The organism is Roseovarius confluentis, from assembly GCF_002917925.1.
GTDB lineage: Bacteria > Pseudomonadota > Alphaproteobacteria > Rhodobacterales > Rhodobacteraceae > Roseovarius > Roseovarius confluentis.
Genome location: NZ_PPFE01000001.1, coordinates 132,739 through 155,369 on the forward strand (window position 1 = coordinate 132,739; position 22,631 = coordinate 155,369).

At 61.9% G+C, this 22,631-nt stretch carries 24 protein-coding genes; 9 read left to right on the top strand and 15 right to left on the bottom strand.

The window, feature by feature from the left end; genetic code table 11:
* Nucleotides 1–14: 14 nt before the first annotated feature.
* Nucleotides 15–716: a M48 family metallopeptidase gene (locus C2I35_RS00645; protein WP_103761115.1), complete on the bottom strand. Its 702-nt coding sequence runs from the start codon at nucleotides 714–716 to the stop codon at nucleotides 15–17.
* A 114-nt stretch (nucleotides 717–830) separates the two neighbouring features.
* Nucleotides 831–1,784 carry a radical SAM protein gene (locus C2I35_RS00650; RefSeq protein ID WP_103761116.1) on the bottom strand — a complete coding sequence of 318 codons (954 nt, stop codon included), beginning with the start codon at nucleotides 1,782–1,784 and terminating at the stop codon, nucleotides 831–833.
* A 128-nt stretch (nucleotides 1,785–1,912) separates the two neighbouring features.
* Here C2I35_RS00650 and zwf point away from each other — a divergent pair, with 128 nt between their 5' ends.
* From zwf to pgi, 3 genes are read left to right on the top strand one after another with little or no spacing between them, the layout of a single operon-like run.
* Nucleotides 1,913–3,367, top strand: coding sequence for a glucose-6-phosphate dehydrogenase (gene zwf / locus C2I35_RS00655; protein WP_103761117.1), 1,455 nt, complete (start codon nucleotides 1,913–1,915; stop codon nucleotides 3,365–3,367).
* The gene (pgl, locus tag C2I35_RS00660) at nucleotides 3,364–4,035 is read left to right on the top strand and encodes a 6-phosphogluconolactonase (RefSeq protein ID WP_103761118.1); all 672 of its coding nucleotides are present in this window, start codon (nucleotides 3,364–3,366) and stop codon (nucleotides 4,033–4,035) included. The genes zwf and pgl overlap by 4 nt, the downstream gene beginning before the upstream one ends.
* A gap of 39 nt (nucleotides 4,036–4,074) precedes the next feature.
* Nucleotides 4,075–5,670, top strand: coding sequence for a glucose-6-phosphate isomerase (pgi, locus tag C2I35_RS00665; RefSeq protein WP_103761119.1), 1,596 nt, complete (start codon nucleotides 4,075–4,077; stop codon nucleotides 5,668–5,670).
* Here pgi and C2I35_RS00670 read toward each other — a convergent pair.
* From C2I35_RS00670 to C2I35_RS00690, 5 genes are all read right to left on the bottom strand, one after another.
* Nucleotides 5,667–6,086, bottom strand: coding sequence for a cupin domain-containing protein (locus C2I35_RS00670; RefSeq protein WP_103761120.1), 420 nt, complete (start codon nucleotides 6,084–6,086; stop codon nucleotides 5,667–5,669). The genes pgi and C2I35_RS00670 overlap by 4 nt on opposite strands.
* A gap of 1 nt (nucleotide 6,087) precedes the next feature.
* The gene (gene eno, locus C2I35_RS00675) at nucleotides 6,088–7,365 is read right to left on the bottom strand and encodes a phosphopyruvate hydratase (RefSeq protein WP_103761121.1); all 1,278 of its coding nucleotides are present in this window, start codon (nucleotides 7,363–7,365) and stop codon (nucleotides 6,088–6,090) included.
* 99 nt (nucleotides 7,366–7,464) lie between these two features.
* Nucleotides 7,465–8,343, bottom strand: coding sequence for a DMT family transporter (locus C2I35_RS00680; protein ID WP_103761122.1), 879 nt, complete (start codon nucleotides 8,341–8,343; stop codon nucleotides 7,465–7,467).
* Nucleotides 8,344–8,427: 84 nt separating this feature from the next.
* On the bottom strand, nucleotides 8,428–8,841 hold the full coding sequence (locus C2I35_RS00685; RefSeq protein ID WP_103761123.1) for a Fur family transcriptional regulator: 414 nt from the start codon (nucleotides 8,839–8,841) through the stop codon (nucleotides 8,428–8,430).
* 72 nt (nucleotides 8,842–8,913) lie between these two features.
* A complete protein-coding gene (locus tag C2I35_RS00690; protein WP_103761124.1) occupies nucleotides 8,914–9,615 on the bottom strand; it encodes an endonuclease/exonuclease/phosphatase family protein in 702 nt (233 codons plus the stop codon).
* A gap of 38 nt (nucleotides 9,616–9,653) precedes the next feature.
* Here C2I35_RS00690 and C2I35_RS00695 point away from each other — a divergent pair, with 38 nt between their 5' ends.
* Entirely contained in the window at nucleotides 9,654–10,304 is a 651-nt protein-coding gene (locus C2I35_RS00695; RefSeq protein ID WP_103761125.1) for a DUF2238 domain-containing protein, read from the top strand.
* 2 nt (nucleotides 10,305–10,306) lie between these two features.
* Here C2I35_RS00695 and C2I35_RS00700 read toward each other — a convergent pair whose 3' ends face one another.
* From C2I35_RS00700 to C2I35_RS00725, 7 genes are all read right to left on the bottom strand, one after another.
* Nucleotides 10,307–11,725: a protein adenylyltransferase SelO gene (locus C2I35_RS00700; RefSeq protein WP_103761126.1), complete on the bottom strand. Its 1,419-nt coding sequence runs from the start codon at nucleotides 11,723–11,725 to the stop codon at nucleotides 10,307–10,309.
* Between the two features lie 32 nt (nucleotides 11,726–11,757).
* On the bottom strand, nucleotides 11,758–12,204 hold the full coding sequence (locus tag C2I35_RS00705; RefSeq protein WP_103761127.1) for a GNAT family N-acetyltransferase: 447 nt from the start codon (nucleotides 12,202–12,204) through the stop codon (nucleotides 11,758–11,760).
* Nucleotides 12,201–13,142 carry a nucleoside hydrolase gene (locus C2I35_RS00710; RefSeq protein ID WP_103761128.1) on the bottom strand — a complete coding sequence of 314 codons (942 nt, stop codon included), beginning with the start codon at nucleotides 13,140–13,142 and terminating at the stop codon, nucleotides 12,201–12,203. Before C2I35_RS00710 ends, C2I35_RS00705 begins: the two co-directional genes overlap by 4 nt.
* A gap of 152 nt (nucleotides 13,143–13,294) precedes the next feature.
* Complete coding sequence (locus C2I35_RS00715) at nucleotides 13,295–14,479, bottom strand: vWA domain-containing protein (RefSeq protein ID WP_103761129.1); 1,185 nt, start codon at nucleotides 14,477–14,479, stop codon at nucleotides 13,295–13,297.
* An 8-nt stretch (nucleotides 14,480–14,487) separates the two neighbouring features.
* Complete coding sequence (locus C2I35_RS22035; protein WP_170067084.1) at nucleotides 14,488–14,655, bottom strand: hypothetical protein; 168 nt, start codon at nucleotides 14,653–14,655, stop codon at nucleotides 14,488–14,490.
* Between the two features lie 17 nt (nucleotides 14,656–14,672).
* On the bottom strand, nucleotides 14,673–16,028 hold the full coding sequence (locus tag C2I35_RS00720) for a DUF2927 domain-containing protein (RefSeq protein ID WP_103761130.1): 1,356 nt from the start codon (nucleotides 16,026–16,028) through the stop codon (nucleotides 14,673–14,675).
* Nucleotides 16,029–16,384: 356 nt separating this feature from the next.
* Nucleotides 16,385–17,224 (bottom strand): AAA family ATPase, encoded by an 840-nt coding sequence (locus C2I35_RS00725; RefSeq protein WP_103761131.1) that lies wholly within the window; start codon nucleotides 17,222–17,224, stop codon nucleotides 16,385–16,387.
* Nucleotides 17,225–17,428: 204 nt separating this feature from the next.
* On the opposite strand from C2I35_RS00725, the gene dksA reads away from it, so the two are divergent.
* Together dksA and C2I35_RS00735 are read left to right on the top strand one after the other, a co-directional pair.
* A complete protein-coding gene (gene dksA, locus C2I35_RS00730; RefSeq protein ID WP_057790282.1) occupies nucleotides 17,429–17,851 on the top strand; it encodes an RNA polymerase-binding protein DksA in 423 nt (140 codons plus the stop codon).
* Nucleotides 17,852–17,923: 72 nt separating this feature from the next.
* On the top strand, nucleotides 17,924–19,093 hold the full coding sequence (locus C2I35_RS00735) for an FAD-dependent monooxygenase (RefSeq protein ID WP_103761132.1): 1,170 nt from the start codon (nucleotides 17,924–17,926) through the stop codon (nucleotides 19,091–19,093).
* On the opposite strand, the gene xth is transcribed toward C2I35_RS00735, so the two are convergent.
* Nucleotides 19,090–19,872: an exodeoxyribonuclease III gene (gene xth / locus C2I35_RS00740; protein WP_103761133.1), complete on the bottom strand. Its 783-nt coding sequence runs from the start codon at nucleotides 19,870–19,872 to the stop codon at nucleotides 19,090–19,092. The genes C2I35_RS00735 and xth overlap by 4 nt on opposite strands.
* Before the next feature lie 325 nt (nucleotides 19,873–20,197).
* Between xth and C2I35_RS00745 the strand changes: the two genes are divergently transcribed.
* Genes C2I35_RS00745 through C2I35_RS00755 form a run of 3 tightly spaced genes read left to right on the top strand, consistent with a single transcriptional unit; the run spans nucleotide 20,198 to nucleotide 22,630 of the window.
* Nucleotides 20,198–20,611: a DUF6749 family protein gene (locus C2I35_RS00745; RefSeq protein ID WP_103761134.1), complete on the top strand. Its 414-nt coding sequence runs from the start codon at nucleotides 20,198–20,200 to the stop codon at nucleotides 20,609–20,611.
* 43 nt (nucleotides 20,612–20,654) lie between these two features.
* Nucleotides 20,655–21,731, top strand: a complete 1,077-nt coding sequence (locus tag C2I35_RS00750; protein ID WP_103761135.1) for a DUF6902 family protein — start codon at nucleotides 20,655–20,657, stop codon at nucleotides 21,729–21,731.
* A complete protein-coding gene (locus C2I35_RS00755; RefSeq protein ID WP_103761136.1) occupies nucleotides 21,728–22,630 on the top strand; it encodes a DMT family transporter in 903 nt (300 codons plus the stop codon). Before C2I35_RS00750 ends, C2I35_RS00755 begins: the two co-directional genes overlap by 4 nt.
* The last annotated feature ends 1 nt before the right edge of the window (nucleotide 22,631 follow it).

A 22,631-nucleotide genomic window follows, 5' to 3' on the forward strand; every position in this document is an offset into this window, starting at 1 on the left:
GGCGTCGCCGGCCACTAGTCCCGTGTCTCGGGCAAGCCGTTCCAGCGCGTTTCAAGCTTTTCGATCGCGGCAATCCGCTCAGTCGTCTTGGGATGGCTCATCAGCCAGGCCGGCATGGCGCCCGCACGCGACTGGGTCAGGGCCTCCAGCTTTTCAAACAGGGACTTCTGCGGCGCGGTGCCGATTCCCGCCTTTGTCAGCAAGGCGGCGGCGTATTCATCGGCCTCGTACTCGTCGCCGCGCGAAAGCCGTGCCGCAAGCAACGAAGCCATGCCATTGGCGACCCAGACGCCAATACCGGGCAAAAACCGCGACAGAACCATCGCCAGCGCGGTACGCAGTGCGTTCTGACCCGAAAAATCGATCATCCGGCGGCGCGAATGACCAAGCGCCACGTGGCCCAGCTCATGCGCAATGACGCTTGTCATCTCTTCTGCCGAGACCTCTCCGGAAAGAAACTTGCGGTAAAAGCCCCGCGTGATGAAGATCCGCCCGTCCGGCGCGGCCAACCCATTGACCGGATCGATCTCGTAGATGTGCACCTTGATCCGCGGCAGGTCGAGCGCCTTGGCCAGCCGCGTGAAGAGCGGCGTCAGCTTCGGATCCGCCAGTTCGGTCGAACGTGCGTCCAGTTCTCGCTTGGTGCGCCAGACCGAGAAGCGGTACATGACCACGGCATAGAGGACTGCCAGAAGGATCGGGGTGAACTTGATCATTCTACAGATATGAGCCCTGTCGCCGGGCGGGGCAAGCGACGCATCGCCGCCTGATATCCAGAATGACCACGCAACTCTGGAGATTTGCAAAAGGGCAGGAGGCCCGAGCTCTGGTCAGCCCGTGCAACTGGCGCCCCCCAGCACGCAGAACTTGGCGCAATGGGGGTGGTTCAGTGCCACGTCGCCCTCGGCCTCCGCCAGTGTTTCGCCCAGTTCGAACTCCGCGTCATAAGGCAGAAGGGTGCAGGCCAGCACGGCGGGCCGCTCCGCGCCCTTGCGCTTGACGACCATTCTGGAAGACGCGCACATCACGCTGTCCGGCGATTTCCCGAGGATGTTCCAGCAGCCGGTGGTGATTTCGGGAACCTCGACGCGTTCGTCCATTTCCGGGAACAGAACAGTCGTTGCAGGGTCGTGTGCGTCGATGTCGAACCCATGCGCGTCGAAAAACGCCTGATAACCCGCGCGGGATTCGGCCTCGCTGTCGTTCCAAAGGCTCCGGCCCGCTACGGCCATACGGATCCCAGTTTCTCGAAGCCAGTGCATTCCTTCCAGCGTCCGGGCAAAGCTGCCCTTGCCACGCTCCTCGTCGTGCAGCGACTCGGAGTGATGATCGACCGAGATGCGCAGGGTCAGCTTTTCACCAAACTCTTCGTGCAGCGCTCTAAGGCCGTCCTGTACGTGCCTGCGCATCATGGGGCGCATTGCATTCGTCAGAATAAGAACTTCGTAGCCACGCGACAGGCAGGCGCGGGTCATCTCGACCATTTGTGGGTTCATGAAGGGCTCACCGCCGGTGAACCCGATCTCGCCGACAGGCCAGGCGCGCGTGTCCAGTTGATCAAGGTAGTCTTCAACCTCGGCCGTGGTGATATAGACAAGACTGTCGTTTTCCGGAGAACTTTCGATATAGCAATTCGCGCAGGTGATGTTACACAGCGTCCCGGTATTGAACCAAAGCGTCTGTGGCTTGCTCAGCGCGACATGCGCCCTCGGTTCACCATCCGCAGTGACCTTCGGGTCGATGAATTTTCCACCGTTCGCACGGGGGGCTGCTACATCTTTCATCTGTCTATCTTCCGAATTTCATTTGCCTTTCGCCCATAACCTGTCCTTTCTTCCCTTGAAAGTCGAGTTCGGGCAGGTGACACCTTCGTGATCGCCACCTAGACTTGCACCGAGTTCAGGAGAAAAACATGGTATCTCGCGTCATTCCGGTCGATCCCTTTGACCTCGTGATCTTCGGGGGCACGGGGGACTTGGCGCAGCGCAAGATCCTGCCCGGCCTGTTCCGCCGGTTCCGGGCGGGCCAGATGGGCGACAATGCCCGCGTGATCGGCGCAGCGCGCAGCGACATGGATGCCGCCGCTTATCGAGATTTCGCCCGAAAAGCCGTGATGGAGTTCGAGCCGGAGGCCGCGAAAGACAGCGAGCATCTCGACAGCTTCCTGCAACAGCTCGACTATGTGACGATCGATGCCCGCGGCGACGCCGGTTGGTCCGAGTTGACTTCCATGCTACGTGACGACGAAATTCGCGCCTTTTACTTTTCCGTCGCGCCCAGCTTGTTCGGGGATCTTGCCGACAGGCTGCACGAATACGGCATGGACTGCCCGAATTGTCGGATCGTGGTGGAAAAACCTTTTGGCCGCGACCTCGAAACGGCCAAGGCGCTGAACGCAACCATCGCCGAGTATTTCGACGAGCACCAGATCTACCGGATCGATCATTACCTTGGTAAGGAAACGGTCCAGAACCTCATGGCTATCCGCTTTGGCAACACTCTGTTCGAGCCGCTGTGGAACAGCCAGTATGTCGATCACATACAAATAACTGTGGCCGAGGACGTGGGCGTCGGCGGGCGCGGAGATTACTACGACCGCTCCGGCGCGATGCGGGACATGATGCAGAACCATATCATGCAGCTGCTGTGCCTGATCGCGATGGAGCCTCCGGCCAAGTTCGACCCGGACGCGGTGCGCGATGAAAAGCTCAAGGTGATCCGCGCGCTGGACCCCGTCGCGCCCGAGGACGCAGTGCGCGGCCAGTACGAAGGCAGTGGCCAGTCCGGCAGCTATCGCAACGAGGTCGGCAACCGCGACAGCATGACCGAAAGCTTCGTGGCCCTGCGCGCCACGATCAGCAACTGGCGTTGGGCCGGCACGCCGTTTTACCTGCGTACGGGCAAGCGCCTGCGTGAAAGGGCCAGCGAGATCGCCGTGGTCTTCAAGGACGCGCCGCATTCCATCTTCGGCGCCGATGCCGGCCGTCACCGCAACATCCTGACGATCAAGCTGCAACCAAACGAGGGGATCGAACTGGGCGTGACCATCAAAGAGCCGGGGCCGGGCGGTATGCGATTGGTTGACGTGCCGCTCGACATGACCTTCGCCGAGGCGTTGGGACCCGAAGAGGCCGATTTCCCCGATGCCTATGAGCGTCTGATCATGGACGTGATCCGCGGCAACCAGACGCTTTTCATGCGCGGCGACGAGGTCGAGGCTGCCTGGGCGTGGATCGACCCGATCATCGGGCTTTGGGAAGACTCGGGCCGCGCGCCGCTTACATATGCCACGGGAAGTTCGGGGCCCGATGATGCGCTGATGCTGATGCACCGCGACGGCCGCCGCTGGCGGGAGATACGCGCATGAGGCTGATCGAATACGCTGACGAAGAGATGATGGCGATCAACCTCGCCAACCAGCTTGCCGGGGATCTCAACACGGCGCTGGAACATGACGACCGCGCACTGTTCGTCGTGCCGGGGGGCAGTACGCCCGGTCCGGTATTCGATGTGCTGTGCGACGCTGACCTAGACTGGTCGCGGATCGATATCTGCCTCAGCGACGAACGTTGGGTGCCCGAGGTGCACATCCGCTCCAACACCCGGATGGTGCGCGAGCGGCTTTTGGTGGGTCGTGCCGCCAAGGCCGGCTACCTGCCGCTCTATGCCCGCGCCGAGGCGCCCGAGGCGGTGCTTGCGGAATTGGAAGCCGTCATCCAGCCGCGCCTGCCGATCGCCGTTCTACTTCTTGGCATGGGCGCGGACATGCATACTGCCTCGCTCTTTCCAGGCACCGACGGGTTGGACGCGGCGCTGGCACATGACGCGCCGGTACTGGTTCCCCTGCGACCTGGCAAGGTCGAGGATGTGCGAATCAGCCTGTCGGCCCGGGTGCTGAACGCGGCGGTGGCCAAGCACCTGGTGATCACCGGCGAGGACAAGCGCAAGGCTGTCGAGCGCGCTCGCACCTGCCGGCCCGAGCAGGCTCCCGTGGCCGCGATCCTTGAAGAAACGGATGTGCATTGGGCGCCCTAGTGCCGGGCAGTCCATCGCGACAACGCAGGAGGAGACCACATGACCTGGGCGGCGCTGAAGTCTGAGACGGGAACGCCGATCGGCGATCTCTTGCAATCGCCCGACCGGGCGACTCGGTTCCAGGTCCAGGCCGATGGGATGCTGTTCGACTACGCCAAGACCTCGATGACCGAGTCGGCCCGTGAGCGACTTTTGCAACTGGCCACGGACCGCAATGTTGCGGAGCGGCGGGACGCGATGTTCGCAGGCGAGCCGATCAACGAAACTGAAGGGCGCGCGGTTCTGCACGTGGCGCTCAGGGCACGGGCCGACGCAGTGATAAAGGCGGGCGGGCACGACGTGATGCCCGGCGTCCGCGACGTCCTGTCCCGCATGCGCGCCTTTGCCGAAGACGTGCGCTCAGGGCAGCACAAGGGTGCGGGCGGTCAGATCACCGACGTGGTGAATATCGGCATCGGCGGCTCGCATCTCGGCCCAGAAATGGGCACGCTGGCACTGCGTCCTTATCATGACGGCCCGCGCTGTCACTTCGTGTCGAACGTCGATGGGGCGGATATTGCCGATTGCCTCGACGGGCTGGAGCCGAAGACGACGCTCTTCATCGTCGCCTCAAAGACGTTCACCACCATCGAGACGATGACCAACGCCGAGACCGCCAAGGCCTGGGTGCAGCTTGGTGGAGGGGACCCAAATGCTCAGTTCGTGGCCGTGTCCACGGCTCTGGACAAGACCAAGGCGTTCGGTATCGCGCCTGAGCGCGTGTTCGGTTTCGAGGATTGGGTCGGCGGTCGCTATTCTATGTGGGGGCCGATCGGGCTGTCGCTGATGTTGGCCGTCGGACCGGAGGAATTCGACGCATTTCTTGCCGGCGGTGCCGCGATGGATACTCATTTCAGGACCGCACAGCTTGAACGGAACATGCCGGTGATGCTTTCGCTGACTGGCTTATGGCACAGTCACGCCTGCGGCTATCCCACGCGGGCAGTGTTGCCCTACGATCAGCGCTTGTCGCGCATGCCCGCCTATTTTCAGCAGCTGGAGATGGAAAGCAACGGCAAGGGCGTGACTATGCAGGGCGAACCGGTGGAAGACGGATCGGGGCCCATAATCTGGGGCGAGCCCGGCACCAACGGACAGCACGCGTTCTACCAGTTGATCCACCAGGGCACCCAGGTGGTACCCTGCGAGTTCATGGTCGCCGCCTGGGGATACGAGCCTTCGCTGGATAACCATCACCGCTTGCTGATCGCCAATTGCCTCGCTCAGTCCGAAGCGTTGATGCGAGGCCGGGACATCGACACCGCACGCGACATGATGCGCCACGCGGGCTTTGAAGGCGCGGAGCTGGAACGGCAGGCCGCGCACCGTGTCTTTCCAGGGAACCGCCCCTCGACCACTCTGGTCTATGACAGACTTACGCCCTATCGGCTTGGGCAGATCGTCGCGCTTTACGAGCACCGGGTCTTCGTTGAGGGGGTGATCCTCGGCATCAATTCCTTCGATCAATGGGGGGTTGAGTTGGGCAAGGAATTGGCGAAGGAGATGGAGCCAATGGTTGCGGGCGCTGCCGCACCCGAAGACAAGGACGGCTCGACGCAAAACCTTCTGGCCTTCCTGAAAGCGATCCGTGGCTAGCGCGGAATATCGAACCCGTCAGGCGCGAGTGTAAAATGCTCGAACTCGAAGCCGGGCGAGACAGTGCAGCCGACCAGCGTGTAGTCCCCGGTCGACCGCGCCATCTGCCAGGCGCCGGGGGGCACGATGACCTGCGGCCGCTGACCGTCGGTCAGGTCCGGGCCAAGCACCGTGTCCCGCGCGGGCCCGGCCTCACTTTCCGAGATCGACAGGACCAGCGGCGCGCCCGCGTAAAAATGCCAGATCTCGGCCGCGTCCACCTTGTGCCACTGGTTGGTGTCCTCGCCCCGCAGCAGGAAATAGATCGCCGTGCCATGGGCACGCCCTGCGTTGGACGCGCGCCATGTTTCGCGAAAGAACCCGCCCTCGGGATGCGGAGACAAATCGAGGGCGGCTATGATCTCGTCGGCTGTCACGTCAGTCCCGCAGGATCGAGCGCCCGGCATAGATCGCCGTGTCGCCAAGCGCCTCTTCGATGCGGATAAGCTGGTTGTATTTCGCCAGCCGGTCCGAGCGGGCGAGCGACCCGGTCTTGATCTGACCGCAATTGGTGGCCACCGCAAGATCGGCGATTGTGGCATCCTCGGTCTCGCCGGACCGGTGCGACATGACGTTTGTGTAGCCCGCGCGATGCGCCATTTCGACCGCCTGAAGCGTTTCGGTCAGGCTGCCAATCTGGTTGACCTTGACCAGCATCGAGTTTGCCACGCCGCGCTTGATCCCGTCCGACAGGCGCGTGGGGTTGGTCACGAACAGATCGTCACCCACCAGCTGCACCTTGTCACCGATCTGGTCCGTCAGGGTCTTCCAGCCGTCCCAATCATCCTCGGACATGCCATCTTCGATCGAGATGATCGGATAGTCGTTCACAAGTGCCGCCAAGTACGCCGCATTTTCTTCTGACGACAGGGATTTACCTTCGCCCGCAAGCTCGTACTTCCCGTCCTTGAAGTATTCGGTCGCGGCGCAATCAAGCGCAAGGTAGATATCCTCACCGGGCTTGTAGCCGGCCTTTTCGACCGACCGCAGGATGAAATCCAGCGCATCGCGGGTCGAGGCGATGTCCGGGGCAAAGCCACCCTCGTCGCCGATCCCGGTCGACAGCCCCGCGCTGGACAGCTCTTTCTTCAGCGTGTGGAAGACTTCTGCCCCCATGCGCACGGCATCGCGAATATTTCCCGCACTGACCGGCATGATCATGAATTCCTGGATGTCGATCGGGTTGTCGGCATGTTCGCCGCCATTAATGATGTTCATCATCGGCACCGGCAGGGTACGTGCCGACGTGCCACCGACATAACGAAAGAGCGGTTGCATGGCGAAATCGGCCGCGGCCTTGGCGACGGCAAGGCTGACGCCGAGAATGGCGTTAGCGCCCAGCCGGCCCTTGTTCGGGGTGCCGTCAAGCTCGATCATCGCCTCATCGATCGCGACCTGTTCCGTTGCATCGAACCCCGCCAGCGCGTCGGCAATCTCGCCGTTCACTGACGCCACGGCCTCCAGTACGCCTTTGCCCATGTAGCGGGCGGCATCGCCGTCGCGCTTTTCGACCGCTTCATGGGCACCTGTGGATGCGCCAGATGGAACGGCGGCGCGGCCCATGGTGCCGTCTTCGAGGATCACGTCCACCTCGACTGTCGGATTGCCGCGGCTGTCGAGGATTTCGCGTGCGTGGATATCCAGAATGATGCTCATGAGAGACCCTTTGGCAGAATACAGTTGCAGGTCCCATAGCAAGAACGCGCGTGAATGGGAACTGCGACGCATGGCGGTGTCGCGCAATCTTTCGACCGTTCAGGTAGTCCGCGCCCGCCGGGCCAACCGCCGCTCGCGCAGAAAAGTGTAAAGCCCGGTGGTGATGATCAGCGTTGCCCCCAGCAACGTCAGGCTGTCGGGCCGTTCGGCAAAGACCACGACCCCCACGATCAGTGAAAAAAGCAGGCGGGTATACCGGAACGGCGTGACCACCGCCGCATCGCCCATGCGCATGGCTGCAACGATCCCGTAATAACCCAAAGCCCCGAAAACCATGCCGCCTCCGATCATCGCCCACAGCTGCGGCGTCAACGGTGATAGCGTCTGTGGCCCAAGCAGGATCAGTAGAATCCCGGCCGGTACCACCGCGGCAAAGCCTTGGAACGACACCACGGCCGAGGACACAGCGACATCGATGCGCCGGGTGATAAGGTCGCGCGCGGCCACGCAGGCCACGGACACCAATACCAGCAACGCCGAAGGGTCGAAACCGGCAAGGCCCGGGCGGATGATAAGCAGCACGCCGCAGAACCCGATCAGAATCGCGCTCCACCGGCGCCAGCCCACGTCTTCGCCCAGAAAAAGTGCTGCGCCCATGGTGATGAACAGCGGCGTCGCCTGAAACACCGAGGCCACGACCGAGATATCGACCCGGGACAGCGCGGTGGTAAAGGCCAGCGCCGCCCCGGCCTCGCACCCTGCGCGCAGCAGGAAGGGCCTGCGCCACGCTTCCCGCACGAAAATACGGTGCCCGCCCAGGCGGGACACGACCGCGAAGATCGACGCGCTGCCAATCCCGAGGAAGATCAGGATTTGACCAACTGAAATATCCGCCGACATTTTCTTGATGAACATGTCCTCGACGGTGAAGGCCGCCATGGACAGGATCACCAGCACTATTCCGCGAAGATTGTCCATGATCGCCGTACCGCCTGAAAGTTCCCCTGCCGCGATAGGCGGCTTTTCGGGGCGATACAAGTCAGTCGGCAAGCCGGAGCCGGATCAGTCCTTCCGGATCGGGACGCCGTAGAGTTCCAGTTTGTGGCCCTTCAGCTTGTAGCCAAGCTTGGCGGCGATCTTTTCCTGCAATTTCTCGATATCCGGATCGACAAATTCGATCACCTCGCCGGAATGCATGTCGATCAGGTGATCGTGGTGGTCACGCTCGGCGTCTTCGTAGCGGGCGCGCCCATCCCCGAATTCCAGCTTGTCGATGATCCCGGCCTCTTCGAACAACTTCACTGTGCGATACACGGTGGCGATAGAAATCTTCGGATCACGACCGCTCGCGCGAGAATACAGTTCTTCCACGTCGGGATGATCGTCCGAGGATTCCAGCACCGCCGCTATGGTGCGCCGCTGGTCGGTCATCCTCAAGCCCTTCGCCTCACAACGGTCGATGATGGTGTCTGTCATTCCGGCCTTCTTCGCGTTTTCGGAGCGTTGGATAACGGGTGTGATATCGGAAATCCAGCTTTTTGCTACCCACTAGCGCTGCCGTGTCAGGTCCGCCCAGACGGGCAGATGGTCCGAGGCGATATGCGCGGGCTTGTCCGAGTGGACGCCAGTTGCTGCGACTCCAAGCTCGGCAGAATGGGCGATCCGATCCAGCCGCCCCACAGGGCGTATCGCGGGATAACTGGCCGGAGTCGGCACGAACTCCACGCTGCCGGCTGCACCTCGCAGCGCGGCGGGGGGACGCCACTCATTGAAATCGCCCGCCAGTACGAGCGGCATCGTCTCGCACCGTGCAACGGCCCGCATCACCGCCTTCATCTGCAATAGCCGGTACCGCCGGACCAGCCCCAGATGAACGCCAACGACCCGCAAGGGACCAAGACTGGTCTCGAACTCGGCCATCACCGCACCGCGCGGCTCCAGCCCCGGAAGTTCAACATGCCGTGTGTGCCGGACCGACAGGGTGTGCCGCGCCAGCATTGCGTTCCCATGCCAGCCCAGCGATCCACCCGGTGCGCCGAATGGCAGGATGTGCCAGCCGTCACGCTCCACGAGGTTATGAGGCAGGGCTGCGGGCCGGGGCGGTAAGCGCTTGTCGACTTCCTGCAAGACCACGATGTCGGCGCCCAGGGCGTTGATCACCTGAAGGCTGCGATCTGGTCGCCGGCGCATGTCCAGGCCCACGCATTTTTGCAGGTTGTAAGTTGCAATTCTCAGCCGGGGTTCGTTCATGCTACGACACCTGTACGACAAAGAAAGGATCGCTGCACATGTTCGCAGATCAGACCTGGCTGGCGCGGATCATCTGGCTGGCACTTGCGGGAGCCGCTCTGTGGGCGCTGGCCGTGCTGCGGCTTGAGTTGGCCTTCGTGGCGCTGGCAACGCTGGGCCTTTCTCTGACCCCGGTCGTCGTGGCAAACTGGGCGCAGGTGCATGTGCCGCCGACCTTCATCGCGGTGGTTGTGATTTTCGTGGCGGCCACGCTGTTCCTGGGCGAGGTCTTCGATTTCTACGAACGGTTCTGGTGGTGGGACATCGCCATGCACGGCACGTCCGCCGTAGCCTTCGGGCTGATCGGCTTCGTCTTCGTCTTCATGATGTTCCAGGGCGACCGGTTCGCCGCGCCGCATCTGCAATTGAGTTTCCTCGCATTCTGTTTCGCCATGACGATTGGAACGGTCTGGGAGATATTCGAATTCGCGATGGATCAGATCTTCGGGCTCAACATGCAGAAATCCGGGCTTCAGGACACCATGGGCGATCTCATCATCAACGCGGTCGGTGCCCTGCTGGGCGCGGCGGCGGGTTATGGCTACCTCAAGGGACGGCATGTTGGTATCGGAACCTTCATCGACGAGTTTGTGCGTCGTAACCCGCGCTTGTTCCGCAGACTGCGCCGACGTCACGACCGACGAGAGTAGCCTCACGTGCCGCAGAAGGTCTGCTGGACCGCTTCGGACGGCTCTGGTGGGCGGGCGAGGTCCGCAGCATTGCTCCGGGAGCGGTATGGCTCGGCCAGCACCTCGCACAGCCGGTGAAACGGAGCCATGTCCCCGGCCACCGCCGCCGCGATCATCTGCTCGACGCGGTGATTGCGCGGAATGTAGACTGGGTTGGCCGCGCGCATCACGTCATCCGGCGCCTGTTCCTGCTCCAACCGTTCGCGCCAGTCCTTTTCCCAGGCGTCGAACGCCGTTGGGTCCAGAAATTCGTCCCGGGGCTTGCCGTCGCTCAACGCCCGGAATGTGTTCGTAAAGTCGGCGCGGGAGGCGGCCATGGTATCCAAAAGCGATACGATCATCGGTTCGTCCTCTGACGTCGCATCGGCCAACCCGATTTTGCGCCCGAATAGCGCGCGCCAGGTGTCATGAACCTGGCCCGGCATGGCGTGAACGGCATTTGTAAACTCTTCGACCGCCTTGTCCTGATCCGGCATCAAGGGCACCAGTGCCGTCGCCAGTTGGGCCATGTTCCACGCGATCACGTTGGGCTGGTTGGCAAAGGCATAGCGCCCGTGCATGTCGATGGACGAAAATACGGTGTCGGGATGGTAGGCGTCCATGAAGGCGCAGGGCCCATAGTCGATGGTCTCACCCGACAGCGTGGTGTTGTCGGTGTTCATCACGCCGTGAATAAACCCGACCGACATCCACTGCGCCACCAGCCGCGCCTGTCGCGCGATCACTGCGTCCAGCAGCTCCGCCGGGGAAGTCACCTCGGGATAGTGACGCTCCACCACGTGTTCGTAGAGCGCCTGAAGCGCGGGCAGGTCGCGCCGTGCTGCAAAGAACTGGAATGTGCCGACTCGGATATGACTTTGCGCGACGCGGGTGAGCACGGCACCGGGCAGGGCGCCGGTGTCGCGAAACACCGACTCGCCAGTCAGCGTCGCCGCCAGCGCGCGGCTGGTGGGGATGCCAAGCGCGTGCATCGCCTCACTCACCACGTATTCCCGTAGCACTGGCCCCAACCAGGCGCGCCCGTCGCCCATTCGCGAATAGGGCGTCGGCCCGGAGCCTTTGAGCTGGATATCGAATCGCGTCCCGTTCGACGCGACTTCTCCCAACAGGTTGGCCCGGCCGTCACCCAATTGTGGTGAAAAGCCGCCGAACTGGTGCCCCGCATAGACCTGTGCCAGCGGGTCAGCGCCGGTTGGTATCGCGTTGCCGGCAAAAACGCGCGCCATTTCGTCCTCGGAGCCCGTTATGATCCCGAGATCACGCGCCAGCACATCGTTGAATGCGATCAGCTGCGGCGCTTTGACAGGCACGGGGGGCTGTCTGGTGAAAAAGCGGTCGGGCAGGCGGGCATAGGAATTGTCGAATGGGATTTGCAGATTCATACCTCAAAACATAGTAGCATATCCCGCGAACGCTAGAGCTTGCGTGACATCAGCATATAGTTCTCGCGTGGCTCGAAGCGCAGTTTCTCGTAGATGCGCCGCGCTTTTGCGTTGTCGCGGCTGACCTCCAAGTGAATTGCCTTCATGCCGGCCGACGCCAGCGTCTTGGGCAAGGTCAGAAGAATTTCCGAACCGATTCCGCGGCCTCTCACACCGGGGCGGATGAAGATTTCGTCGACGAACCCATCCAGTCCGCCGAACTCCACCGACCAGCCGAAGGTGATGGTGACATAGCCGATCGGTGCGCGTCTCGGTCCGGCCAGGTAGACGCAACCGTGCGGCGATCCCTCCAGAAGCGGCGAAAGGGCGTCCCGCCGGGTCGCATCGTCCTGCACGATGCCTTCTTCTTGGTGGAACGCCGCCACCAGCGGCATAAGGCGCTCCATGTCCTCTATCGCGGCAAGGGTCAGTTTCGTCATAGCCGGGCCAGCCTTTCGGTCAGTAGGTCGAAAAATCCGTCGGCATCCAGGTCCCCGATGAACAACGCGTTTGGCGTCCGGTCCGTCACTCCCCACCAGTCCGTCACGGTCATTCCCATGGTCAGTTCCGACTGGGTTTCGATCTCGACATTGACGTGTCGGCCCGAGAACAGCGCTGGCCGGAGCAGGTAGGCAACGGTGCAGGGATCGTGCAGCGGCGCCCCCTCCGAGCCGTATTTCTCGCGGTCGTACCGTTCGAAGAAGTCTGTCATCTCTGCAACAGCTTGACCCACGCGGTTGCCCAGGGCGCGAAAGGCATCGTTGCGCGCCCGGGTGACCAGCGCCTTGTGCGTCACATCGAGCGGCATGACCACGATCGGGACGCCGGAACTGAAAACCGTGTCTGCCGCATGCGGATCGACGTGGATGTTGAACTCGGACGCGGGCGTGATGTTGCCCACTTCGAAATAGGCGCCGCCCATGAGGACGACCTCCCGCACGTTCCGAACGATCTCGGGCGCCCTGCGGAACGCCGTGGCGATGTTGGTCAGCGGCCCGATCGGCACCAGAGTGACAGTGCCCTCAGACTCCTTCCGTAGTGTCTCGATGATGAAATCGACGGCGTGCATATCCTCAACCTGCATCGTCGGCTCGGGCAGGTTGGGACCGTCCAGTCCGGTTTTGCCGTGCACGTGCTCTGCGGTCACAAGGCCACGGTTGAGCGGGCGGTCGCATCCGGCATAAACCTTGATATCGCGCCGCTCGGCAAGCTCGCAGACCATCCTTGCATTGCGGGTGGTCAGGTCGAGCGGCACGTTGCCGGCCACACAGGTAATTCCCAGAACCTCGACCTCGTCCGGACTCCCAAGCGCCAGAAGGATCGCGACGGCGTCGTCCTGCCCGGGGTCGGTGTCGATGATGATTTTGCGCACGCTCATGCAAATCCCCTGTCACGGCGGACATTGCTTGTCCACTGCGCATGATTCTTCTTGGCGGAAATACTCCGGGGCAGGGGCGTTATCCTTTGTTCGACCAGAGCGGCAGGCAGCCTACGCAAAACCGTCCTGCGTGGTGCGGCAACTCAAGCGGATCAGCGGCCCAACTCCCTCATCCCGCGTTCGATACCGTCAAGGGTCATCGGCACCATTCGGTCCTCGAATATCTCGCGAACCATTCCGATCGAATGGGTGTAACCCCAATAGGCCTCGGGCACCGGGTTGATCCACAGGTGCTCGGGCCATTGCGCTCGTGCCCGCTGCAGCCAGACCTGTCCGGCCTCGGCGTTCCAGTGCTCGTTAGCGCCGCCCGGATAGGCAATCTCGTAAGGCGACATCGAGGCGTCGCCGACGAAGATGCACTTGTAGTCCGGCCCATAAGTGCGCAGCACCTCGTCGGTCGGGGTCTGCGCGTCCCAGCGGCGGCGGTTGTCGCGCCAGACGCCTTCATAAAGGCAGTTGTGGAAATAGTAGTATTCCAGATGCTTGAACTCGGTTCGCGCGGCAGAAAACAGTTCCTCGACCATCTTGATATGTGGGTCCATTGACCCGCCCACGTCCAGAAACAGCAGCACCTTAACCGCGTTGCGCTTCTCGGGGCGCGTCTTGACGTCGAGATAACCGTGCTCGGCCGTCGCCCGGATCGTACCGTCGAGGTCCAGTTCCTCCTCGGCGCCGTCCCGCGCCCATCGCCGCAGTCGCTTCAGCGCCACCTTGATGTTGCGTGTCCCCAACTCGATCGTATCGTCGAGATTGCGGAACTCACGCTTGTCCCAAACCTTGACGGCCCGCTGGTGGCGGCTTTCCTTCTGGCCGATGCGCACGCCTTCGGGGTTGTAACCATAGGCGCCGAAGGGTGAGGTGCCCGCCGTGCCGATCCACTTGTTGCCGCCCTGGTGCCGGCCCTGTTGTTCCTTCAGCCGCTCTTTCAGGGTCTCCATCAGCTTGTCGAATCCGCCAAGCGCCTCGATCTCGGCCCGTTCCTCCTCGCTCAGGTGCTTTTCTGCCAGCTTTTCCAGCCACTCCTGAGGGATATCGACCGCCTCGATCACGTCGTTTGAACTGATGGCTTCCAGGCCCTCGAAACTGGCGGCGAAGGCGCGGTCGAAGCGGTCGATCATCCGCTCGTCCTTCACCATCGCTGTGCGGGCGAGATAGTAGAACCCCTCCAAGTCATAGGTCACGAGTCCCGCGCCCATCGCTTCCAAAAAGGTCAGGTACTCGCGCAGCGAGACCGGCAGGCCCGCCTTCCTGAGATTCTCGAAGAAGGGCAGGAACATCGCTTACCTCAGATCGACATGCGGTGAATAATCAGCGTAGCGAAAAGCCCCAGCAGGGTGAAGATCAGGCAATAGACCGCCGCGTAAAGAAGAATGTCGGCAGTTCGCCCCTTGCGCCGCCACGCGGTGAATGCTCCCAGGCTCGCGCCCAGGATCGCGCCGAATACTACGATCATCGTGTCTTCCCGTCAGGTCACTTCAGGGGGCTGAGCGATGAGATCTCCCGCAGTTTCGCGCGTACCGCCCAGTCCGCGCCGAACCCGTACCGTGCCCAGCCGATACTGTCCAGCCGCACCGACTGCGCCTCAGCGACGCGGCCCGTCAGGTCCAGCGCCTCGGCCCTGAGCAACATGAGCGTAGACAGAAGCGCCGCGTTTTCATGACGTTCCGCGATTGCAAGATGCGGCGCCAGGATGGTCAGGGCCAATTGGCCATTGCCCTCGGCGATGGCGAACGCGGCCAGCTGCGAGGCGGAATAGGCGCGGTGCAGCTCGGTGCCGGGGGTCTGGCTGTAGAACCGCTCGGCGAGGCGGAAATGCTCGAATGCGGTGTCGGGTTGGCTGGCCTGGGTCAGGCGCCCCATGGCGAAATGCGAAAACGCCCGTCGGTGATCGTACCAGCCCATAGCGTCTGCGATACGCAGCGCCTCGGCTGCGGCCACCAGCCGTTGCGAATGGCCAGCGCCGGGGCCAAGCGCGGTCTGCACCGCCTCGATCCAGGCCCGCGGGGTCGATGACAGTGCGTGCGGCGCAATTGAATCGCCGGCAGGATTGAGACGCGACAGGATCGACGGCAGTCGCGCCGCGACCTGTCCTCGTGTCATGCCCGAACGCAGATCCGGCGAGTAGTAGACCCGCAGGATCAGCATGTCGAAGCCGGTAAGAATCGTGTGCACGTTGTCGTCGTTGAACACGCTGTCGGGTAGCCGGTATAAATCGTTGAGCGGGCCAAGCGACTGCGCGACTTCTTCGTGCAGGCAGTCGCGCACCTCTTGCGGCGAGGCATCGTTGGGCAGGAAGATCGCGATCTGCTTACGCTCTATCAGCGTGCTCCAGTTCGTCTGCCGCTTGTTGCGCGCCGCGCGGTACTCTGACAGGCGGCTGATGTTGGGAACCACGAAACAGGCCGCCTTGGGCAGGTGCCTGCGGATCTTTGCCCGCGGCACGGCCTCGATGGTGATGTTGGCGACGTCGGACCGGACGCGGGCGATGTCGATCTTTGCTTCGGTGCGCAGGCGGTGCACCAGCCGGTTGAGATCGGGAATAAGCGTCGACGGAGGATTGCCCGTGACCCGTATGGAAATCGGTCCCTCGAACCGCGAGAAATTCTTCAACTTTCTTCCCGACTCAAGCTGGAAGGACAGTTCCAGGAAATCCCGAGCTATATCGCTGTTGGACCGTGACGGCGGGACCGGGCGCGGCGCGGAGAAGGACTTCAACGCGGGCAGGGAACTGGCGGACGGTGTGGCCGCACGGGTCGGCATTTCACTGGAGGGACCCGGAACGCACGCGCCCAGCATAAGGAACAATGGAAGAATGACGCGGCGCATAAGCCCCCCGATGCCTGTATCAACTCTAGTGGCAGGCGGTCGTCGTGATTCACCCTGCCATCCGGCGCAGTCGCCGCCTGATCGTTCTGCGCGTCCTTGACCGCACGCATTTCGACCTGCTGTTCAATGCAGCCTACCGGACAGGTGCCTTGATTGCCTCTTACTTCGTTCCCAGTAAGGAGCAAAAAAGACAAAACTGTGGCCGAATCGCCAGCAATCCGAATCACGATTCGAAGTCCGTTTTGAATGATCCCCGAATTCTGGACATACGGAATTTACCGTCTCCATTTTGGGGAATGATTGTTGCCGCTTCGGCACGCATTTGCGTGCCGGTGTCGAATTTTCAGACTAGACCTTTAGCGTTGGCGGCGCGCCATGAAGGCCAACCGTTCAAAAAGGTGCACGTCCTGCTCATTCTTCAGTAGCGCCCCATGCAGCTTGGGCAGGGCGTCGGCCCCGTCGCGCTTGAGGTCTTCCGCCGTCAGGTCTTCGGCCAGGATAAGCTTCAGCCAGTCCAGCACTTCCGAGGTCGAAGGCTTCTTCTTCAGTCCCGATTGTTCTCGGATGTCATAAAATTGGGTCAACGCCTCGGTCAGCAGCCGTTCCTTGATACCCGGATGGTGAACCTCGACGATCTGTTTCATCGTATCGGGGTCCGGAAAACGGATGTAATGGAAGAAACACCGTCGCAGAAAGGCGTCGGGCAGTTCCTTTTCGTTGTTCGAGGTGATGATCACGATCGGCCGCTGGACCGCGCGGACGGTCTCGCCGGTCTCGTAGACGTGAAACTCCATACGGTCCAGTTCCTGCAACAGGTCGTTGGGAAACTCGATATCAGCCTTGTCGATCTCGTCGATCAGCAACACGATCTTTTCCTCGGCCTCGAACGCTTGCCACAGTTTGCCCTTGCGGATGTAGTTGCGCACGTCGTGCACGCGTTCCTCGCCCAACTGGCTGTCGCGCAGCCGCGACACCGCGTCGTACTCGTAAAGACCCTGCTGTGCCTTGATGGTGGACTTGATGTTCCACTCCAGCATCGGCAGGCCCAGGCCGTTGGCAACTTGCCGGGCCAACTCGGTCTTTCCGGTGCCCGGCTCGCCTTTGACCAGAAGGGGGCGCTCCAGAGTCACGGCGGCATTTACCGCGACGGTCAGGTCGTCGGTGGCGATATAGGCGTCGGTGCCTTCGAATTTCATGAGCGTCCCTTTTCTTGGTCCCGCCGCGCGCAAGTGGCCGGTCGCATGGAATTTTTGCAGCACCCTATTGTCATGGGGAATTCACATCAATGGCGGGCATTTGTGTAGTGACAATCTGTCGAGGCGCGTGTAATTGCACGCCACAAGGTGGATTTCTAAAGGGGAAGTTGGGTGACCGACGGGGACCTGCAGGAGGGAGTGGAAATGAAACAGGACGTGGTTCTGTCGGAGGATTACACTCCGGCCGAAGACGAGCCGTTCATGAACGAACGGCAAGTGGAGTATTTTCGTCGCAAGCTGCTGACCTGGAAGAGCGAATTGCTCGAGGACAGCCGCGATACCATCGAGGGCCTTCAGGACGGCACGCGCGCCATCCCCGACGTGGCCGACCGCGCCAGCGAGGAAACCGACCGGGCGCTGGAACTGCGCACACGCGATCGCCAGCGCAAGCTTGTCGCCAAGATCGACGCTGCGCTGCGCCGGATTGACGAGGGCGAATACGGCTATTGCGAAGTGACCGGCGAGCCGATCAGCCTCAAGCGTCTGGATGCGCGCCCGATCGCGACGATGAGTCTCGAGGCGCAAGAACGTCACGAACGGCGCGAAAAGGTTCACCGCGACGACTGATCGCCGGAGAACCTAAGCGAATTCAAGACGCCGAGGCTTTTGCTTCGGCGTTTTCGCATTCAAAGGATCGTCATGGATATCGCGTCTCTCAATTGCATCGTTCTCGGCGGAGGCATTGGTGGGCTGACAACGGCGATCATGCTGCGCCGCGCGGGCGCCGCCGTGCGCGTTCTTGAACAAGCCCCCCGGATCACGGAAGTGGGCGCGGGCCTGCAGATCAGTCCCAACGGCTTCGTCGTGCTCGAAAAGCTGGGCTTGGGCAGTGCGCTGAGGGCGAAATCCGTGCGCGGGCAGTCGGTGCTGTTGCGCGACTACAAGGGGACCGAAGTCGTCCGTCTCGATCTCGCGCGGCTGCCATGCGGTGACTACCATTTCGTGCATCGCGCCGACCTCGTCCACATCCTCGAACACGCAGCCCTTGCAGCAGGGGTCGAGATATCGCTGGGCCATACGGCGATGTCCGTGACGCCGGGACCGGCGCCTCAGGTCACCCTGAAGGACGGATCCATGCTCGACTGCGATCTGGTGGTCGGCGCCGACGGGCTCCATTCGGTTGCGCGACAGGCGCTCAACGGCACGTCCGCCCCTTTCTTTACCCGGCAGGTGGCCTGGCGCGCCGTGATACCCGAAACCGGCGCCGACCCTCAGGCGCAGGTGTTCATGGGCCCACACCGGCATCTTGTCACCTATCCCCTCCGCGGCGGGCGTATGCGCAACCTCGTCGCTGTACAGGAACGGGCTCAGTGGCACGAGGAAAGCTGGACCGCCGAGGATGATCCGGAAACGCTGCGCGGCGTCTTCGGGGATTTCGGGCGCGACGCGAAGGATTTGCTCGACCGGGTGGAAAAAGTGAATCGCTGGGGGCTTTTCCGCCATTCGGTGGCCGCAAAATGGCATTTGGGTGGCGTGGTTCTGGCCGGAGACGCGGCCCATCCTACGCTTCCCTTCATGGCGCAAGGGGCCAATATGGCGCTGGAAGACGCCTTCGCTCTTGGCCGTTGCCTTGGCGACGGCTCGACTTTGGAAGCCGCGCTAAGTGCTTACCAAGACATGCGTTTTGACCGCGTGCGACGGGTTGTAGACACCGCCAGCCGAAATGCCTGGAAATACCACCTTAGTTTTCCGCCGCTCCGCGCCGCGGCACACGCCGCCCTTCGTATTGGCGGGGCTTTGATGCCCGGCCGCATGGTTGGACAGTTCGACTGGATCTACGGCTACGACGTTACGGCGACGGACGTCTAAGCATCCAGTTCGACCCAGATCGGCACGTGATCCGAGGGCTTTTCCCGACCGCGGACATCCTTGTCGATGCCCACGCCGACAAAAAGGTCCGCCGCCTGCGGGCTCAGCAGGAAATGGTCGATGCGGATGCCGTCGTCCCGGTTCCAGGCGCCCGCCTGATAATCCCAGAATGTGTAGTGGCCGGGCCCAGGCACACGCGCACGGAAGGCCTCGGTGAATCCCATGGCCAGAAGCTCGCGAAAGGCTGCCCGGCTTTGCGGCAGGGCCAGCGCGTCCTCGGCCCAGGCCTTTGGGCGCTTGGCGTCCTCATCCTGTGGAATAACGTTGTAATCGCCTGCCATCAAAAAGGGCTCCTCGGTCGCAAGCAACTCGGCGGCGCGCTTCTTTTGACGTTGCATCCAGGCAAGCTTGTAGTCGTATTTCGGACCCGGCGCCGGGTTTCCGTTGGGCAGGTAAAGCCCGCACAGACGCACCGACGATTTCTCGCCCACGACCGTCGCCTCGATCCACCGCGCATGGTCGTCTTCGTCATCGCCGGGCAGGCCACGTGTGACGTCCTCCAAGGGCAGTTTTGACAGAATCGCAACCCCGTTGAAGCTCTTTTGACCATGGGTTTCTACGTTATACCCGCGGTCTTCGAATGGTTCATGGGGAAAGCCTTCGTCGACCGTTTTGATCTCCTGCAGCAACGCCACATCAGGTTGTGCTTCATCCAGCCAATCGGTCAGGGCACTCAGCCGGGCCTTGATGCCGTTGATATTGAAACTGGCGATCTTCATGCACGGCCCCCCTCGGTTCTTTGCAATCTATCGCTCAGCACGAATGGCGAGGCAAGCCGGAACAAGGACTTCCTTAACGATTCTCATCGAGGCTGATTCGGCTTAAATTGGAAACAATCATCCGGTTATCCACAGATTCGTTGCGCTGTGGAAAACAAATTTTTCCGTGCGCTGCAAAGCAGCGCACGGAAAAGCAGGCAAGGCCGCGCGAAAATCGCGATCAGAAAATTAGCCTTGTGGATAACTCGCTAACCGCGAATTTCAGTTTGCAAAACCCGTTTTGCGTGTAACCGTTTTGAGTGTTGACCAAATCAGGAGACCACCAATGGTTGCACTTCGCAAAAATCGTTTCGCCGAAAACTCCGCCGCTTCTATCGAGGCCAGCCTGCACGACGGCACCGCTGTCGAAGCTTTCACCTCGTCTTTGCAAGCATCTGGCGACATGCTGGAGGGTGCCGGAACCGAGGCGTTCACTTCCAGTCTGGGTCCTGTTGCAGAAACCAGCCGGTTGACAGGCGATGCGGTCGAGGCTTTCACCTCCAGCTTGGCCGCCAGCGCAACGTCCGACAGCGCAACCGGTGACTCGGTTGACCTCTTCACCTCCAGCCTCGGCCCGGTGACCGGAACCACCACCAGCGCTGGCGACGCCGTCGAAGCATTCACGTCCAGCCTCAGCCCCGTCCGGACAGAGCGTGCCGGCGAAGGCGAAATTGTCGGCGCCTTCACGTCAAGCCTCTAAGACCTACGGCGGAACGGAAACAAATTACAGGGATATCATAACTATGGGATCCGTTGTCACACTCGACCTTCCGTTCCGCCAGACCACGCGGGACGCCCGGCAAACCGCGCTCCTGCAACGCTTCGCCTGCGAGCGGCGGCCTGACACCGACGTCTTCTGGCTCAAGGAAAACGCCGAGGTTCTGAACATTCTGACGAGCACAGGCGCAAAGCTACCGCTTTCGGCCCTTGCTCCATTTGACCCGCACTACATCACGTTGGATCGCAAGCTTGCGTTCTTCCCCCAATATTACCGGTTCCTCCTGTCGCTTTGCCTCGACCTCGAGGATCTCGGCATGCCCGGAGACATGGGCGCACGATCAGTAGAGTGGGTTGCCTTTGAGGGGCTGGTGCATGCAGAGCTCTCTGACCTTCAGCGCGCCGAGGCCCGTCGCCTTTGCCTACGCCGCGGCATAGATCCTACCTTTTGCGACTCTGGGCTGGATGATCGACTGCGCGGCTTCGGCAGCCGAAGCGCGACGTTCACGCTCCCCAACAAAAAGGCCGCCTACGAACTCACTCATATTGTCTTCTATCTGTCCGAGTACGGCCACCGCGATCCCGACCTGCCAGCCGTTTTCATCGACAGCCTGCGGTTTGCCGGAACTGTAGCGTTCCTCGAAATGAACATCGACCTCCTTGCCGAAATCTGCATCGCCCTGCGCTTTTCCGGGCAAACTCCGCCTGACACCTGGGAAAGCTGGCTGGCGGCGCAGGTACGGCATTTCGTGATCGAGGCCGACGCGACTGGTTGGGTGTCGGACGACTACCATCCCTACCTGATGGTCCAATGGTTCCTGTCCACTGCCGGGCTTGGCGGGTTCGGCACGATGCTTCCCGAAGGCGGGCTTCGGATCACCGCGCCAAGGCCGCACGTGGCCCCGCTGCGCGAATTGTCGGAATGCATGTACCGCCTCGAGGGCAACCGCATTGCCGACTGGTCCCGGATGCGCACCCGCATTGACCCGCTCCTGACCGCCGAGGCCCGCGAGGTGGTCGAGGCCGCCGAAAAGGCCGTCGACTTCGACGCCTTCTTCCACGGCTTCTCCCGCGCCGCGACCGTCAAAGGAATACCGGCATGATCGCCCGGGGCCGCGAGGCGGTCTTTCTGGGTGTGTCCCTGACAGTGATCTACACGCTACTGATCACAGGTGCCGATGCCATCACCAAGCTTTTTTCGTCCACTTACGCTGCACCCCAGATGTTCGCGCTCTCCGGCGGTCTGGTCTCACTCTTTTGCCTGGCGGCGGGCCGCAAATCCGCCGCCACGCGCGTGCTTGCCACCCGATGCCCACGCGTCATGGCGCTGCGCGCCGCCGCCACCGTCATCGGCACTTGCGCCTTCTTCTATGCGTTCAAGCTGCTGCCCTTCGCCGAGGTTTTCCTGTTTATCGCCATCATCCCGATCCTAGCCGCGCTTCTGTCGCGGGTGATGCTTAAAGAAAGCGCGGGGGGGCAGGTCTGGGGCGCGATGATTTTGGGCGTCCTCGGCATGGCCGCGCTGTTTCCTGGCGGCCTTGACAGTTTCGGGGCAGGCCATCTCGTCGCTTTTCTTGCAGTTGCGATGGGAGCAGTTTCCATGGTCGCTTCGCGCTATATCGGCCAGCGCGACCCGGGTGGGCTGCTGTCGCAGGTCTTCTATCCCAACCTCGCGCTGATGGTCATGATGAGCGCTGCCTTGCCTTTCGTCTTCGTGCCGATGGGCTGGTTGGATGTGATGTGGGTGACCTATTACGCCGGGCTGCTTTTTGCCGCGCGATGGGTTCTCGTGGCCGCGCTCAAGCTGCTTCCGGCCTATGTGGTCACACCCTTGATGAACCTGCAATTTCTCTGGATGGTCGCTATCGGATCGCTCGCGTTCGGCGAACGGACTGGGGCAGGGGTGTTTCTTGGCGCCGCACTCCTGATCGCGGCCGGCGCATGGCTGGTTTGGGACCAGGTCCGGACCCATGCACCGAAAGCGGCCGTGCCCGCCGAATAGA